Annotated in this window: 9 protein-coding genes; 7 read left to right on the forward strand and 2 right to left on the reverse strand. The window is 70.9% G+C overall.

The features are described from left to right. The first annotated feature begins 23 nt into the window (after positions 1-23). Positions 24-1,754: an amylo-alpha-1,6-glucosidase gene (locus ACLQ14_RS12125; RefSeq protein ID WP_425813294.1), complete on the forward strand. Its 1,731-nt coding sequence runs from the start codon at positions 24-26 to the stop codon at positions 1,752-1,754. Positions 1,755-1,878: 124 nt separating this feature from the next. Continuing rightward, positions 1,879-5,838, forward strand: a complete 3,960-nt coding sequence (locus ACLQ14_RS12130; protein WP_425813296.1) for a LamG-like jellyroll fold domain-containing protein — start codon at positions 1,879-1,881, stop codon at positions 5,836-5,838. Positions 5,839-5,896: 58 nt separating this feature from the next. On the opposite strand, the gene ACLQ14_RS12135 is transcribed toward ACLQ14_RS12130, so the two are convergent. Continuing rightward, positions 5,897-6,955, reverse strand: a complete 1,059-nt coding sequence (locus tag ACLQ14_RS12135) for a LacI family DNA-binding transcriptional regulator (RefSeq protein ID WP_425813298.1) — start codon at positions 6,953-6,955, stop codon at positions 5,897-5,899. Positions 6,956-7,225: 270 nt separating this feature from the next. Here ACLQ14_RS12135 and ACLQ14_RS12140 point away from each other — a divergent pair, with 270 nt between their 5' ends. From ACLQ14_RS12140 to ACLQ14_RS12160, 5 genes are all read left to right on the forward strand, one after another. Then, on the forward strand, positions 7,226-8,545 hold the full coding sequence (locus ACLQ14_RS12140; protein WP_425813965.1) for an ABC transporter substrate-binding protein: 1,320 nt from the start codon (positions 7,226-7,228) through the stop codon (positions 8,543-8,545). A gap of 138 nt (positions 8,546-8,683) precedes the next feature. Next, entirely contained in the window at positions 8,684-9,568 is an 885-nt protein-coding gene (locus tag ACLQ14_RS12145) for a carbohydrate ABC transporter permease (RefSeq protein WP_425813300.1), read from the forward strand. A 3-nt stretch (positions 9,569-9,571) separates the two neighbouring features. Beyond that, on the forward strand, positions 9,572-10,471 hold the full coding sequence (locus ACLQ14_RS12150) for a carbohydrate ABC transporter permease (protein ID WP_425813302.1): 900 nt from the start codon (positions 9,572-9,574) through the stop codon (positions 10,469-10,471). A 4-nt stretch (positions 10,472-10,475) separates the two neighbouring features. Beyond that, the gene (locus tag ACLQ14_RS12155; protein ID WP_425813304.1) at positions 10,476-13,058 is read left to right on the forward strand and encodes a family 78 glycoside hydrolase catalytic domain; all 2,583 of its coding nucleotides are present in this window, start codon (positions 10,476-10,478) and stop codon (positions 13,056-13,058) included. A gap of 230 nt (positions 13,059-13,288) precedes the next feature. Continuing rightward, positions 13,289-15,574, forward strand: a complete 2,286-nt coding sequence (locus ACLQ14_RS12160) for a beta-glucosidase (RefSeq protein ID WP_425813306.1) — start codon at positions 13,289-13,291, stop codon at positions 15,572-15,574. A 96-nt stretch (positions 15,575-15,670) separates the two neighbouring features. Here ACLQ14_RS12160 and ACLQ14_RS12165 read toward each other — a convergent pair whose 3' ends face one another. Further along, positions 15,671-16,636, reverse strand: a complete 966-nt coding sequence (locus ACLQ14_RS12165; protein WP_425813308.1) for a LysR family transcriptional regulator — start codon at positions 16,634-16,636, stop codon at positions 15,671-15,673. Positions 16,637-16,865 lie beyond the last annotated feature (229 nt).

Raw genomic sequence — 16,865 nt, forward strand, 5'->3', positions numbered from 1 at the left:
CCCTCTACCCGACCGAGGACCCCATGGACCACCGCGGCGCGCCCGCCTCCCTGACCTTCGACCTGCGTGAGATCCCGTTCTCGACGCGCGGCTCCTGGCTCGACCTGTCTCCCGTCACCGCGCTGCACACGACGACCGACGCCGTCCACCTCGTCTCACACCGCAACGGGATGCACGGGGTGCTGCGGCTCGAGCCCGTGCGAGAGGGCGCGGTCGTGGGCGCCGCATGGCGCGCGGGGCCGAGCGTCTTCGCCTGGTCGGCGGACGACGGGGACGTCGCCGGGACCGTGGAGGCCGTGTTCGACGGCCTCGAGACGCTCCGCCTGCGCGGCTCCGGCCTCGGGCTCCGGCTCGCCGACGCCGCCGGCGGCCTCACGCCGTTCACCGGCACGTACCTGTACGTCGACCCGGTCGACGACGCCGTCGTGTTCACCTCCTACGAGACCGGACGCCGGTACCGGGTGACGTCCGTGCGGGGGTCCGTGGACGTCGTCGGCGGGGAGGCGCTGGGGGTCGCCGAGCGCGCCGTCGTGCTGGGGGCCGACGGGGGCGCGTGGGAGGCGACGGTCGAGGAGACGACGTCCGGAGCGCCCGCCTACGAGGTGGCGCGGTCCTTCGACGCGGCGGTCGCCGCGTCGGCGAGCGCGTTCGGCGCGTACCTCGACGCCGTGGCGCCGTGGCGCGACGAGCGGACACCAGCCGCGGCGCTCGCCGCGTACGTGCTGTGGTCGTCGACGGTCGCACCCGAGGGCTTCACGACGCGCGAGTCCGTGCTCATGTCGAAGCACTGGATGGACAAGCTGTGGAGCTGGGACCACTGCTTCAACGCGCTCGCGCTCGCGCCCGGCCTGCCCGACGCGGCCCTGGACCAGTTCCTCGCGCCGTTCGACCACCAGGACGCCACCGGCGCGCTGCCCGACTCGATCACCCACTCCGAGGTCCTCTACAACTACGTCAAGCCGCCGATCCACGGCTGGGCCCTGCGCCGGCTGCGGGCGACGGCCGGACGCGACCTGACGCGCGACGAGCTCGCCGAGGTCCACGACCGCCTGGCCCGGTGGTCGCGGTTCTGGCTCGACCGGCGTCGTCGGCCCGGGCACGCGCTGCCGTACTACCAGCACGGCAACGACAGCGGCTGGGACAACTCCACGACGTTCGACCGCGACCGCGTCATCGAGTCGCCCGACCTCGCCGGCTTCCTGGCGCTCCAGCTCGAGGTGCTCGCGGACCTGTCCGAGGAGCTCGGGCGGCCTGCCGAGGAGTGGAAGGCCGCGCGCGACGCGCTGCTCGGGGCTCTGCTCGACGAGCTCTGGACCGGCAGCGAGCTCGTGGCCGTCGGCGCGCTGTCGGGGGAGCGGAGCACCGCGACGAGCCTGCTCAACGTCCTGCCGCTCGTGCTGGGGGACCGGCTGCCCGCCGACGTGCGGACGGCGCTCGCGGAGCGACTCGTCACGCATCTCACCGAGCACGGACCCGCGACCGAGCCCCTGACCTCGCCCCACTTCGAGGACGACGGCTACTGGCGCGGGCCGATCTGGGCGCCGTCGACCGCGCTGATCGAGGACGGGCTGCGGGTCTCGGGTTTCACCGACCTTGCGGACACCGTGAGCGCGCGGTTCCGCGCGCTGTGCGAGCGCTCCGGCTTCGCCGAGAACTTCGACGCCCGCACCGGCGCGGGCCTGCGGGACCGCGCCTACACCTGGACCGCCGCGGTGTACCTGACGCTCGCCGCGGCCCACGTCCGGCGGGGCTGAGGCGGAGCCGGGACGACACGGAAGGAGGGAGGCGAGGGACGCCGTCGGATGTGAGCGCTCACACCGATGAGGCCGCGGCCACGGCCGCGGGGCAAGGGAACCACGGATGCGAAGGAGCACCACGATGGAACGCACCTTGAGAAGACTCACCGCCGCGGGGGCGAGCGCGGCGCTCGCCGTCGTCGGCCTCGCGCCGGTCCTCGCCTGGCCTGCGCACGCCGCCGAACAGCCTGCCGCCGTGGCGGCGGGTCTGCCGGCGCCGGTCGTCGACTACACGTTCGACGACGCCGGCCCCGGCACCACGACGTTGCACAACTCCGGCTCGGGCGGGGCCGCGTACGACGGGACGGTCGTGAACGCGGCGGCGCTGAAGACGGGGACCCGCGACGGTGCGGGCACGCTCACGCTGCCCGGCGGCCCGCAGGGCACGACGGACTCCACGATGCCGTACGTGAAGATCCCCAACGGCCTCTACCGGGGCGCGAAGGGCGTCACGGTCTCGACGTGGGTCAAGTGGGACGGCAAGAACGTCACCTCGGTCGCGCCGTGGACCTTCATCCTGGGCGGCGACAAGCTCCCGAACAACAACTACGGCGTCTTCTGGGCGCCGTCGGAGAACGGCAAGAACAGCGCCGCGGCCAACGACGGCGCCGAGTACAAGATCAACGCCGCCGACGCGCTGCCGTCGGACCGCTGGATGCACCTCACGCTGACCGAGGACGGCTCCCAGCTCGTCATGTACGTCAACGGTGTGAGGACCGACGCGCGGTCGGCGCCGATCGACCTCGGGAAGCTCTACTCGGCGTCGAGCACCTACTCCGGTCTGATCGGCCGGACGCAGTGGACCCAGCAGTACGCCACGTACTTCGGCGGCCAGCTCGACGACTTCCGGGTCTACGACACCGCGCTCACCGCCGAGCAGGTCGCGGGGCTCGGCGAGGACGTCGCGACCCTGACCGGCGTCGCGCCGGGCGGTGTCCAGGTCACGACGGCGACCGGCGTCGCGCCGACCCTCCCGGCGACGGTGAACGCGACGTACAGCGACGGCTACGACCGGCCGGTCGCGGTGACGTGGGACGTCGTGGACCCGGGGTCGTACGCTCACGCGGGGAGCTTCACGGTCCACGGCACGACGGCGGTAGGGGAGGTCACGGCGACCGTGGAGGTCAAGACCGACAACCAGGTCGACATCGACCTGGCGAAGACGACGGGCGACTTCATGGGCGGCGCCGTCGGGACCCTGTACGGGCTCTACGGGCAGGACATCCCGTCCAACAACGTCATCGACGGGATCAAGCTCCGGACCGTCGCCACCAAGGCGCAGGACGGCCCCCAGCACCCGGGTGCTGACGCGCTCGAGGTGCTCAAGCCGCTCGTGGACTCGTCGGGTGGTGACGTCTACATCTACATGACGGACATCTACCGCGGGTTCCCGTACGAGTGGCCTGGCGACACCCCGCAGGCCCGCCTCGCCGACTTCGAGGCGAAGATGAGGACGCAGGTCGAGCAGGTGGCGAGCCTGCCGGAGAAGTACCGCAGCCACGTCGTCTTCGTGCCGTTCAACGAGCCCGAGGGCAACATGTTCGGGACCGGGACCTGGAGCTACAACAAGATCTCGTGGCTGAACGACCCGCAGTACTACTTCAAGGCGTGGGACGACGCGTACGCGCTCATCAAGGACCGCCTGCCCGACGCGCGGATCGCCGGCCCGAACACGAGCGTCCTGTACACGCAGGTCCAGGGGTTCCTCGAGCACGCGCTCGCGCAGGGCACCATGCCCGACGTCGTCACGTGGCACGAGCTGAGCGACCCGGCGTCCATCCGGACGAACGTCGCGAAGTTCCGCTCGTGGGAGGACAGCCTCTACAAGGGAACCGCATACGAGGGCAAGCACCTGCCGATCAACATCGACGAGTACGCGTTCAACTACCACACCTCGGTGCCCGGCCAGATGATCCAGTGGGTCTCCGCGCTCGAGGACGCCAAGGTCGACGGCGACGTCGCGTACTGGAACATCGACGGCAACGTCTCCGACTCGGCGGTCCAGGCCAACCGGGGCAACGGGCAGTGGTGGCTGTTCAACGCCTACGGCCAGATGACCGGCAAGACCGTCCAGCTCACGCCGCCCCACCCGAACCGGAGCTACACGCTCCAGGGCGTCGCGACCCTCGACACGTCGCGCAAGCAGGCGAAGGCGATCATCGGCGGCGCGTCGGGCAACTCGCTGGTGAACTTCCAGCACGTCGACGCCGCGACGTTCGGGCCGACCGCCCACGTGTCGGTCAAGGAGATCGGCTGGTCGGGGCAGGTGGGTGACTCGTCCGGCCCGCGCGACGTCGCGGAGCTGAACGTGCCCGTCACGTCGGGCTCGTTGGCGCTCGCGTTCGGGGAGGGTGACCTGCCCGTGCTCGACGCCGAGTCCGCGTACGTCATCACGGTGACGCCGGGTGCGAACGCCGACACGACGACGGCCGCGCCCGACCTCTGGAGAGCCACCTACGAGGCCGAGGACGCCGCGCACAGCGGCACCGGCTACACGAAGAACGGGCCCGAGGGCACGACGTCGAACGTGTCCGGGTTCTACACCTCGGGCGGGTACGACGTCGGCGGCCTCCGTGCCGGCTCCGACGTGAAGCTCGCCTTCACGGTCGACGTGCCGCGGGACGGGACCTACGACCTCAGCGTGTTCGCGAACTCGCTCAACACGTACGACGCGGTCAAGGAGCAGGGACCGACGAACGTGTTCCTCACGGTCGACGGGCAGGCCGAGCAGGAGCTCTACCTGCCGCTCGGCTACAAGTGGGTGGTCTGGGACCACACCGACACGACCGTGCACCTCACGGCCGGCAAGCACACGCTGACGCTCGCCGCGCGCAGCCTCGACGGGTCGAAGGTCACCCAGGGCGACGCGATCGTCGACAAGATCGACCTCGCGCTGCCCGACCCGAAGGCCGCCACCCAGGTGTACGAGGGGGAGAACGCCGAGCTCGACGGCGCGGTCGCCGACTACACCCGCACGGGCGTGTCCGGCTCGGGCGCCGCGGCGCTCGGGACTGACGGCTCGGCGACGTTCTGGGTCTACGGGAAGGACGACGCCGAGCGCTCGCTCTCGGTCGACACCCTCGGCTCGGGGACCGCGACCCTCACGGTCAACGGGCAGCGGGTCGGCACCATCGGCTCGCCCGTCACGGTGCCGGTGTTCCTCTCGGGCGGCATCAACAAGGTCACGGTCACGGGCGCAGGCGGGAACCTGCTCGTGGACCGGGTCCGGGTCGGCGCGTCCGGCGGGCACCTGGCCGGCACGACCGTCCAGGGTGAGGACGCGACCGTCAGCGGGGGCGCGAAGGTCGCGTCGTACCCGCTCGCCCAGGGCGGCAAGGCGCTCACCGGCATCGGCGGCGAACCCGGGAACGACAACGCCGCGACGTTCACGGTGTCCGCGAAGGCGGCGGGCACGTACGCGGTCACGGTGCGGTACTCGAACGGCGAGCAGTCGGTCGCGTCCCACTACAACCCGGACCCGCTCGCGCGCCACGCCGACGTGTCCGTGAACGGCGGCGACGCGCAGCGCGTGTGGTTCCCGTTCACGTTCCACGACGACAACTTCTACGAGCTGACGTTCTACGCGACGCTCGCGAAGGGCGCCAACACCCTGAGGTTCGGCTCGGAGGAGCTGCCGAACTTCGACGGGACCACCTACATCTCCGACACCTACCCGGACATCGACCTGCGGTCGCCGTGGGCGCCGAACATCGACGCCCTGACGGTCACGCCCTTCGCGGACGCCGCCGCGATCCCGGCGGCGTGGGACGCGAAGACCGCCTACCAGACCGGCGCGACGGTGGCGTTCGGCGGGTCGACGTGGACGGCGTCGTGGTGGACGCAGAACCAGAAGCCGGGGGACCCGTACGGGCCGTGGCAGGAGGTGGTGACCGCCGTCGACGGGACGGCGGTGTGGACGGCGTCGAGGATCTTCGACTCCGGCGACACCGTCGCCTACCACGGCGCGACGTACGTCGCGAAGTGGTGGACCCGGAACCAGAAGCCGGGCGACGCGAACGGGCCGTGGAGGAAGCTCGGCTGATTCGCGAGCGCTGAGAGCCGGGCCCGACGTCCTGAGGGTCGTCGGGCCCGGCTCGCTCTCAGCCCGTGCGGACCGAGCTCTGCCGGACGACCAGCCGCGGCGGCAGCACGACGGCCGAGTGCTCGTGCGGTTCGGCGCCGGGAGCGGCTTCCTCCTGGAGGAGCATCGCCCCGAGGCGACCGACCTCCTCGCCGGGCTGGGCGATGGTGGAGATGGGGATCGGGCTGTCCCACGCGGCCTGGTTGTTGTCGTACCCCACGATCCCGACGTCGTCGGGGACCCGGATGTCGGTCCGACCGGCCAGCGCCTGGACGATGCCGGCGGCGAGGAGGTCGGACGCGGCGAAGATCCCGTCGATCTCGCCGGCCGCGATGCGGTCGGCGAGCGCGAGGCCCACCGCGAACCCGTCCGCCCGGTTGATCCAGTCGGGCGACACGATCTCGGACGTGACGCCGGGACTCTCGGCGACGGCGCGCCGGAACCCGTTGCGTCGCTCGGCCACGGGTTGGAGCTCCTCGGGGCCGCCGATGAACGCGAGCCGCGTGCGGCCGGTCTCGACCAGGTGCTGCGTGGCCAGGTAGCCCCCGAGCGTGTTGTCGACGTCGACGGAGCAGAACTGGCTCGTAGGGGCGATGAAGTTGAGGAGCACGAGCGGGATGCCCGCGGGGGCGCGGCGCGCGACGGTGGCGAAGTGTGCCGCGTCGTTGAGCGTCATGAGGATTCCCGTCACGCGGGCCTGCGCGAACATGTCCAGATAGGCCGACTCGCGCTCCACGCGGGCGTCGCTGTTGGCGAGCATCATGGTGAGCCCGCCGTGCTCGGCGCCGCTCTCGGCGCCGCGCGCCACGTCGACGAAGAGCGAGTTGGACAGGTCGGAGACGATCAGCCCGATGGACCGGGTGCTGCCGGTCTTGAGCGAGCGCGCCGCCGTGTTGGGGACGTAGCCCAGCAGCGACATCGCCCGCTCGACCTTCTCCCGGGTCGCGGCCGCGACCTTGTCCGGATGGTTGAGGACGTTGGACACCGTCCCTTGGGAGACGCCCGCGAGGGAAGCGACGTCGCCGACGCTCGGGCGCTGTCGTGCGGACGACGGCGTTGCGGCGGCGTCAGAGACCACGTCGGCTCCTCGGGGCATGGGGCCGCGGGGGCGGCTCGTCGGACAGGGTAGCCGGGCGGGACCGGCGTGGCGCGCAGCGCCGCGCCGACGGCGCGGCGTGGCGGGTTGAATCGAAGCAAATCTAGCGGGTTCGTCGTCCGGCTCGCGCGGCATCCTTGCGGCACAAGGTCACAGGTTCGCATCGACCGGTTGACCGGGCGCCCACCGAGGCCCTACGTTTGAAACGCTTCAACCCCATGCTTCGCGCTTCAAGGAGGAACTGTGAACCCGATGCTGAAGCGCCGGTCGACGCTCGTGGGCGTCATCGGCCTGAGCGCTCTGACGCTCACCCTGGCCGCGTGCAGCGGCTCTAGCTCGAACGACTCGACGGGCGGCGGTGGCAAGTCGGCGTCGAGCTTCAGCTTCCTCGCCATCAACGAGAACACCACCATCCCCGACACGCTCACGACGCTGAGCAAGAACGAGTGCCAGGCCGACAACAAGGCACAGCCGCTCAAGATCACCAAGCAGGCGCAGTCGACGCTCGACCAGCAGCTGCAGCTCCTCGCCGGTCAGGGCGGGCTGCCGCAGGCGTTCATCAGCGCGAACGCACCGTCGCTGACCGAGCAGCTTGCGCAGCAGGGCACGGCCCAGGACGTCGGCGCGGCACTCGACAAGCTCGGAATCTCCGACGACATCCTGCCGGCGGCCAAGTCCACGATCGAGCAGCTCTACGACGGCAAGCAGCTCGTGCTGCCGACCGAGTACAACATCGAGGGCCTCTGGTACAACAAGAAGCTCCTGGCCGACAACGGGATCGCCGCCCCGACCAGCTGGGACGAGCTCGTCGCGGCGTTCGCGAAGCTCAAGGCCGCCGGCGTCCAGCCGGTCTCGCAGGCGGGCAAGGGCGGCGACGGCTGGGGCGTGACCCGCTGGGTCGGCGACTACATCGCCCGGGACCTCGGCCCCGACGCCATGAAGGCGGTCAAGGACGGCTCGGCGAAGCTCACGGACGCGGAGTACGTCAAGGCGGCCGACGCGGTCTCCGACCTCGGCAAGCAGGGCTACTTCGGCAGCTCGCCGACGTCGATCGACTACGCGACCGCGCTCAACACGTTCCTGACCGGCAAGGCCGCCTTCATCTACATGGGGTCGTGGGCCGTGTCGGACTTCAACAACGCGGACGAGAACAAGATCGGAGCCGACAACATCGGCTTCATGCAGTTCCCCGCGGTCACCGGAGGCAAGGGCTCGGCCGACCAGATGCCCACCAACGTCGGCACGGCCGTCGCGGTCTCGGCGAAGGGGTTCGAGAACGACACCGCCACCCAGAACTGGGTCAAGTGCATCGTCCAGAACTACGGGACCGTCGCCCTGCGCGACGCGGGCCAGATCACCGGCTTCAAGACGGCGTCGGACACGAAGGTCTCCGACCTCACCAAGCTCGTGCAGGACCAGATCTCGGGCGTCTCGACGAGCATCCTCTGGTTCGAGGCGTACTTCAGCGCCAAGGCGACCACGACGAGCCAGAACGACGGCGGGCTGCTCGCGTCGGGGAAGCTCTCCGGTGCGGACTTCATGAAGCAGGTCCAGGCGGACCTCGGGTCCTGACGACCGCGCCGGCCGGCGCCCGTGAACCACGAGCCCCGGCCGGCGCGCCCGCAAGCACGTGCAGCGCGCTCGCGGGCGCGCTCGTCCCCGGGGCGCAGGTGCCTCGGGGGCCACCACGAACGAGATGTGAGTCCTTTCATGAACCGTGTCCTCGGCGACAAGCGAGCGATCGCGATCCTCCTCGGCCCGGCGCTGCTCGTGTACAGCCTGGTCATGCTGCTGCCGATGCTGTGGTCGCTCGGCTACACGTTCTTCAGCGGCAGCGTGATCACCGGCTTCACCTGGGCGGGCGGGAAGAACTTCTCCACGCTCCTCCACGACCCCGACGCGCACAGCGCCCTGCTGTTCACGCTCAAGTACGCCGTCATCATCACCGTCGGCCAGGTCGTGATGGGCTATCTGCTCTCGCTGCTCTACGTCTTCTACCTGAAGAAGGCGTCCGGGCTGATCCGGACGCTCGTGTTCTTCCCGGTCGTCCTGCCGACCGTCGCCGTCGCGCTCCTGTTCCAGAAGTTCTTCGAGTTCGCCCCCCAGACCGGGCCGGTGAACTCGCTGCTCGAGGCGCTCGGGATGCACGGCGTGGACTGGTTCAGCTCGCCGGGCAGCGCGTTCGTCGTGATCGCGCTGATGGACATCTGGCGCTCGATGGGGTTCTACGCGGTCCTGCTCTACGCCGGCCTCGTCGACGTCCCGGAGGAAGTTCTCGAGTCGGCCCGGCTCGACGGCGCGCACGGGTGGCGCCTGGTGCGCTCCATCGTGCTGCCGCTCTCGCTCCCGGTGCTCGTCTCGTCGGTGATCTTCTCGATCAACGGGACGCTCAAGGTGTTCGACTCGATCTACGCACTGACGGGCGGCGGTCCGGGCGACGCGACGACGCCCCTGACGCTGCTGATGTACCGGACGTCCTTCTTCTACGGCGACTACGGCTACGGCTCCACGATCGCCCTCTCGCTGACGATCCTCTGCCTGATCGTCACCGTCTTCATCTTCCGCGCGAACCGTCGCGACCTGACCCAGGGCTGAACCATGAGCGCACCGACCACCACGCCGTCCCCGACGATCCCCGCAACTGCCGGCGAAGCCCGGCGCAACCCCACGGCCCGGCGCCGCATCCGGCGCATCCCGATCTACGTCCTCGTGACGGTCCTGCTCGTCGTCATGGTCTACCCGCTGCTCTGGATCCTGCTCGGGTCCTTCAAGACCCAGGACGAGTTCCTCAACAACCCCACGTGGGCGCTGCCGGAGAGCTTCACCAACTTCTCGAACTACTCGGACGCCTGGTCGAGCATCGCGCTGTACCTGCGGAACTCGATCTTCGCCGTCGTGCCGTCGCTCTTCCTCGTCATCGTCCTCGGGACCGCGGCAGGCTTCGCGCTCGAGGTCATGGTGTTCCGCGGCCGGTCGGGCGTGCTGCTCCTCTTCCTGGCGGGGATCATGATCCCCGGCCAGATGATCCTGCTCCCGCTGTTCACCGTGTACTTCAAGCTGCACCTGACCAACAGCCTGTGGCCGCTCATCATCACGTACACGGCGACCGGCCTGCCTCTGACGGTGTTCATGATGGCGACGTACTTCCGGTCCATACCACGGGAGGTCTTCGAGGCGTCGACGCTCGACGGGGCGTCCGCCGTCCGGTCGTTCCGGTCCGTCGGCTTCCCGATGATGCGCGGGGCGGTCTTCACCATCGCCCTCGTCCAGTTCTTCTTCCTCTGGAACGACCTCCTGATCGCGTTGACGTTCACGACGCAGGACAGCCTGCGCACCGTCCAGGTGGGTCTGCTGAACTTCACCGGCCAGTTCGGCACCGTCGACTACGGCCCGACATTCGCCGCGATCTGCATCAACATGCTCCTGGTCCTCGTGCTCTACGTGTTCCTGAACCAGAGGGTCATGAAGGGCATGTCGTCCGGTGCGGTCAAGGGCTGACGCCGTGGGAACCCCTCACGTCCAGGTGCCGACGGTCGAGCACCTCACCGACACGCTCGGCGTCGGCGTGGCCGCGCCGCGGCTCTCCTGGGCCGTCGACGACGCTCCCGCCGGCTGGCGCCAGACCGCCTACGAGGTCGCGGTGCGCCGAGAGCGGGGGGTGCAGACGTCCGGCTGGCGTGTCGAGCCGGCGTCGCGCCTGGTCGCCTGGCCCGTCGCGCCCCTCGCGTCCCGCGAGCGCGTCGACGTGCGCGTCCGCGTCCGTGGCGACGACGGCGCCGCGTCGTCCTGGTCGCCGTGGACGCCGGTCGAGGCGGGCCTCCTCGAGCCCGGCGACTGGCGCGCTCGTGCCATCACGCCCGCCGGTCCCGTGGAGGACGCCGAGCTCCGCCGGCCGCCGCTGCTCCGGCACGAGTTCGACGTCGACGGGACGGTGCGGTCCGCTCGCCTCTACCTGACCGCGCACGGGTTGGTCGAGGCCGAGCTCAACGGGGCGCGCGTCGGCGGCGACGCCCTCGCCCCCGGCTGGACGGTGTACCCGCACCGCCTGCAGTACGCGACCTACGACGTCGCGCCCCTGCTGCGTCGCGGCCGGAACGCCGTCGGCGCCCTCCTCGGTGACGGGTGGTACCGCGGCAGGATCGGCTTCGACGGCGGCACGCGCGACATCTACGGCGACCGGCTGGCGCTGCTCGCGCAGCTCGAGATCACCTACGACGACGGACGGCGCGAGGTGGTCGCGACCGGACCCGGCTGGCGTGCCGGCGTCGGCGGGATCCTCTCCTCGGGCCTCTACGAGGGCGAGCGGCACGACGCGCGCGCGCACCCGCGGGGCTGGTCCGAACCCGGGTTCGACGACGCCGGCTGGGGACCGGTCGACGAGGTGGACCGCGACCCGGCGACCCTCGTCGCGCTCGAGTCTCCGCCCGTCCGCTGCACCGAGGAGCTCGCGCCGGTCAGCGTCGTCCCGACCTCGCGGGGCAGCTACCTGATCGACTTCGGCCAGAACCTCGTCGGCCGCGTCCGGATCGACGTCGACGGCCCGGCGGGCACCCGCGTGGTGGTCCGGCACGCGGAGGTCTTGCAGGACGACGCGCTGTACGTCAGGCCGCTGCGGGCCGCCACGTCGGTGGACGAGTACGTGCTCGACGGGACGGGGCGGCAGCACTGGGAGCCGCGGTTCACCGTCCACGGCTTCCGGTACGTCGAGGTCGAGGGCTGGCCGGGCGAGCTCGCCCCGGATGCCGTCGTCGCGCGCGTCCTGCACACGGACATGCGGCGGACGGGCGGCTTCGCGTGCTCGGACCCGCGGGTGCAGCGCCTGCACGACAACGTCGTCTGGAGCCTGCGTGGGAACTTCGTGGGCCTGCCCACGGACTGCCCGCAGCGCGACGAGCGGCTGGGCTGGACGGGCGACATCCAGGTGTTCGCGCCGACGGCGACCTTCCTCTACGACTGCGCGGGCCTGCTGTCGTCGTGGCTGCGGGACCTCGCGCTCGAGCAGCTCCCCGACGGGACCGTCCCGTGGTTCGTGCCCACGATCTACGGCAACGAGATGTGGACGCCCCCGCGGCCCGGTGCGGCGTGGGGGGACGCCGCGGTGATCGTGCCGTGGACCTTGTACGAGCGGTACGGCGACGTCGGCGTGCTGCGCCGGCAGTACCCGAGCGCCAGGGCCTGGGTGGAGTGCGTCGAACGGATCGCCGGCCCGGACCGGCTCTGGGACGAGGGCTTCCAGCTCGGCGACTGGCTCGACCCGACGGCGCCGCCGACGGACCCCGCCGACGCGCAGACGGACCGCTACCTCGTCGCGACCGCGTACTTCGCGCGGTCGGCGCGCCTGCTGTCGCGGACGGCGGACGTCCTCGGGGAGACGGCGGACGCGGCGCGGTTCGCGGGCCTGGCGGACGAGATCGCCGCGGCGTTCCGGGCGCGGTACGTCACGCCGTCGGGCCGCATGACGAGCGACGCGCCGACGGCCTATGCGATCGCGATCGCGTTCGACCTGCTGCCCGAGCCGTCGAGGGTTGCGGCGGGGGAGCGGCTCGCCGAGCTCGTCCGACGCAGCGGCGACGTGGTGACGACCGGGTTCGTCGGGACGCCCGTCATCCTCGACGCGCTGACGGCCACGGGCCACGTCGACCGGGCGTACGCGCTCCTCACCCAGACGGCGTGCCCGTCCTGGCTGTACATGGTCGAGCAGGGCGCGACGACGATCTGGGAGCGGTGGGACTCGATGCTGCCGGACGGCACCGTGAACCCCGGCGACATGACGTCGTTCAACCACTACGCCCTCGGTGCCGTGGCTGAGTGGCTCCACACGACCGTCGCCGGCCTGCGCCAGGTGTCGCCCGACGGCGACCGGTTCGTGGTCCGCCCTCGACCCGGTGGCGGGCTGACCTGGGCGAGCGCGTGGCTCGACGGACCCGCCGGCAGGGTCGCGGTCCGGTGGGACGTCGTCGGGCAGGAGCTTCGCCTCCGTGTCGACGTCCCGGTCGGCGCGACGGTCGAGGTCGATCTGGGCAGCGGAGAGCGGTCGGTGCTGGGGAGCGGCGCGCACGAGGTGGCGAGCGTGATCCGCGCCTGACGGAAGCAGCCGGGGAGCCGACGGACCGCCATCCGTCGGCCCCTTGGTATGCCCAAGGTGGGGAATAGGAAGCGCAAACAGGATGCCAATTGCCCGTTGACGGACATGCTGCGCTCGCCTAGCCTTGGGGTGCGATTTGAAACGCTTCAATCCGATGGGCCCCGGGTCCGTCAGGAGCGTCTCGGCGGGGCCGAACCGGCTTCGCACCGTCTCTCGATGAGGAGAAACGCATGTCCATCTCGCACGTCCCCCTCAGAAGGCCCCGCTCGCGGCGGGCCGTCGCGGTGTCGGCCGCGGTCGCGGTCCTGGTGCCGCTGTCCGTCGGCGTACCGCTCGCCCTGTCGGCGTCGGCCTCGCCCGCGACGACCGCCACCTCGAAGGCGAGCGGCGCCTCCGCCGCGACGCTCGCGCGGTGTCCATGGATGGACACCCGCAAGACGCCGGAGCAGCGCGCGAACCTGCTGCTCAAGGCCAGCACGCTCGACCAGAAGCTCCGCTGGCTCGACGAACAGGCGGCCAACAGCCCCACGCAGACGACGTTCAGCGGCGTCACCTACCCGGTGCAGGTCGACTGCACGCCGCAGGTGGTCTACACCGACGGGCCCGACTACGTGCGCGGCTCGGCCGGTGTCACGATCTTCCCCGACCAGATCGGGCTCGCGGCGAGCTGGGACCAGGCGCTCGCGTACGACAAGGGCGCCGCGCAGGCCGACGAGGCGTTCCGCTCCGGAAAGAACGTCATCCTCGGCCCAGGAGTTTCGTCTGGACGCACGCCGCTCGCCGGCCGCACCCCCGAGTACCTCGGCGAGGACTCGTTGCTCTCGGGCGACCTCGCCGCCGCCGACATCAACGGCATCCAGAACGGCAACCCCGACGAGCCCGTCATGGCCGTCGTCAAGCACTACATCGCCAACGAGCAGGAGCTCGACCGGCAGACCAGCTCGTCGAACATCGACGGCCGGACCCTGCGGGAGATCTACAACCTGCCGTTCCAGATCCTGCTCTCGAAGTCCCAGCCGGGCGGGATCATGTGCTCGTACAACCAGGTCAACGGCGCGTACGCGTGCGAGAACCCGATCCTCAACAACCTGCTCAAGGGTGACACCGGGTTCGACGGCTTCGTGGTGTCGGACTTCGGGGCGGTCCACAGCACCGCGCCGTCGCTCGCGAACGGCCTCGACCAGGAGCTCAACCGGCCCAAGTTCTACACGCCCGCCACCATCGGCGCGGCGCTCGACGCCGGTCAGGTCACCGTCGCGCAGATCGACGAGGCCGCCCTCCGCGTCGTGAAGGCCTACATCGCCGCGGGCCTGTTCGACCACCCGCTGCCCACCACGCCGTCGACGACGACCTCCACCGCGGAGCACAAGGCGCTCGCCGAGCAGATCGCCACCCAGGGTTCGGTCCTGCTCAAGAACAAGGGTGACGTGCTGCCGCTCACCAAGAAGACGAAGACGATCGCGATCGTCGGCCCGACGGCGTCCAACACGCCGACCAACGGGGTCAGCGCGGCGACCGTCTGCAACCAGGGCGGCTCGTTCGGCGGCGGCAACGCGTGCACGAACCCCGTCGCACCGCTCGACGCGATCACCGCGCGTGCCGCTCAGGTCGGCGCCACGGTCACCTACGCCAACGGGTCGGACCCGGCCGCTGCCGCGGCCGTCGCGGCGAAGGCCGATGTGGCGATCGTCTTCGGGTACTCGAAGCAGGGCGAGGGTTCGGACCGCACGACGCTCTCGCTCGACAATGGTGGGGACGCGCTGATCTCGGCGGTCGCGGCCGCCAACAAGAAGACCGTGGTGATCCTGGAGACGGGCAGCGCGACGGACATGCCCTGGCTCGCCAGCGCCAAGGCCGTCGTGGAGGCCTGGTACCCGGGCGAGCAGCAGGGCACCGCGCTCGCCAAGCTGCTCTACGGCGACGAGAACTTCACCGGCCGGCTGCCGATGACCTTCCCGAAGTCGCTTGCCGACACGCCGACCAGCGCCCCCGCGCAGTACCCGGGCGTCTTCGCCGACGGCACCACGACCCGCCCGTCCGGAAGCTCCGCGATCCGTCAGGTGAGCTACAGCGAAGGCCTTCTGGTCGGCTACAAGTGGTATGACGCCAAGAAGATCGAGCCGCTCTTCCCGTTCGGCTACGGCCTGTCGTACACCGACTTCGCGTACAACAAGGTCTCGGTCACGAAGAGCACGAACGGCACCAAGCCGATCAAGGTCTCGTTCCTCGTCACGAACGCCGGACCGGTCCGCGGGACCGAGACGAGCCAGGTCTACCTGAGCCTCCCGGGCTCGACGGGCGAGCCGGTCCGGCTCGCGGGGTACGCGCAGACCAACCCGAAGGTCGGGAAGTCGCAGAAGGTCACGGTGACCATCGACCCGAAGAGCGCCGATCTGCCGCTGTCGTACTACGAACCGGCGTCGCACTCCTGGACGATCGCTCCGGGGACGTACAAGGTCGGCGTCGGATCATCCGTCGACGACATCGAGCTGACCGGGAAGTTCACGGTGCAGTAGTCCGACCGCTCGACAGGAAGGGCCCGGCTCGCATCGCGAGTCGGGCCCTTCGTCCACGATGACGGCGTGCCTCCGCTCGTCGCACGCGGGAACCGGTTAGCGAGCGGCCGCGGCGCGCCGGACGACGTCGCGCAGGTACTCGTGCTCGGGGTCGCGCGTGTTCACGGGATGCCACCACATCGCCTCGACGAGCGCTCCGAGGTCCACCGAGAGGCCCACGGTCCGGACCCCCCAGGGGGCAGGGAGCCGCTGGACGAGCCCTTCCTGGAGCAGGGCCACGCGGTCGGTGCCGGCGACGAGGGCGGGGACGGTGAGGAAGTGCTCGGTGACGACGTCGACGCGCGGCTCGACCCCCGCCATCCGCAGCCGCCTGGCGGCCGGGGTCGACGCCGTCGGGCTGTGGAACGTCATGACCCAGGGGAGCGTGCGCAGCTGGTCGTCCGTCAGCCGCTCGCCGACCGCGGTGTTCGACTCCGCCGCGATGCAGACCCACCGGTCCTCGAGCAGGTCGGCGTGGGGCATGTCCGTCAGGAAGCCGTGCGGCAGCAGGATGAGGTCGGCGGCGAGGAGGGCGTGCTCGGCGTCGTCGACGATGCTGGGCGTGTTCGCGGCGAACCGGAGCCGCATGCCGGGTGCCTCCTCGGCGAGCAGGGCGGCGAGCGGCGCCCCGAGCACGGCGACGCTGTAGTCGCTGGCGACGATCGTCACGTCGCGCGTCGACGTGGCCGGGTCGAAGACGGGCTCGGCCGCGAACACCCGCTCGACGCCCGCCAGCACCGTGCGCGTGCGGTCGCGGAGCTGGAGGGCGAGCGGCGTCAGGACGTACTCGTTCCCCCGCCGGCTGAGCAGCGGGTCGTCGAAGTGGCGGCGCAACCGCGCGAGGGAGGCGGACAAGGCCGGCTGGCTCAGGCCCATCTGCGCCGCCGCCTTGGTGACGCTGCGGTTCTGCAGCAGCGCGTCCAGCGCCACGAGCAGGTTGAGGTCGATGTTGGCGAGGCTGGGGGAGCGGGGCGCGCGGCCTGCTCGTGCCGCGGTCGCATCCACGCCATCGATGGGCGACATAGGCACATCATGCCGTGTCATCCTCGCGGCGAGCGCCGAGGGTCCCGGTGTGGAGATGCGCAACGACGCGCCGGCGACGCCGGCCGAGCCGCGCTGACGGGACATCGCCGTGGACGGGGGCCTCACGGGGCACGGCGGGGTGAAGTCGATCGCCGACCACGGGTATCGACAAGCCTGATACCGCTTATCCGTATCTTCGTCTTCCCGGATACCGCTCGGGCTTGCAGAG

The sequence above is a fragment of the Luteimicrobium sp. DT211 genome, assembly GCF_049844995.1.
Classification (GTDB): domain Bacteria; phylum Actinomycetota; class Actinomycetes; order Actinomycetales; family Cellulomonadaceae; genus Luteimicrobium.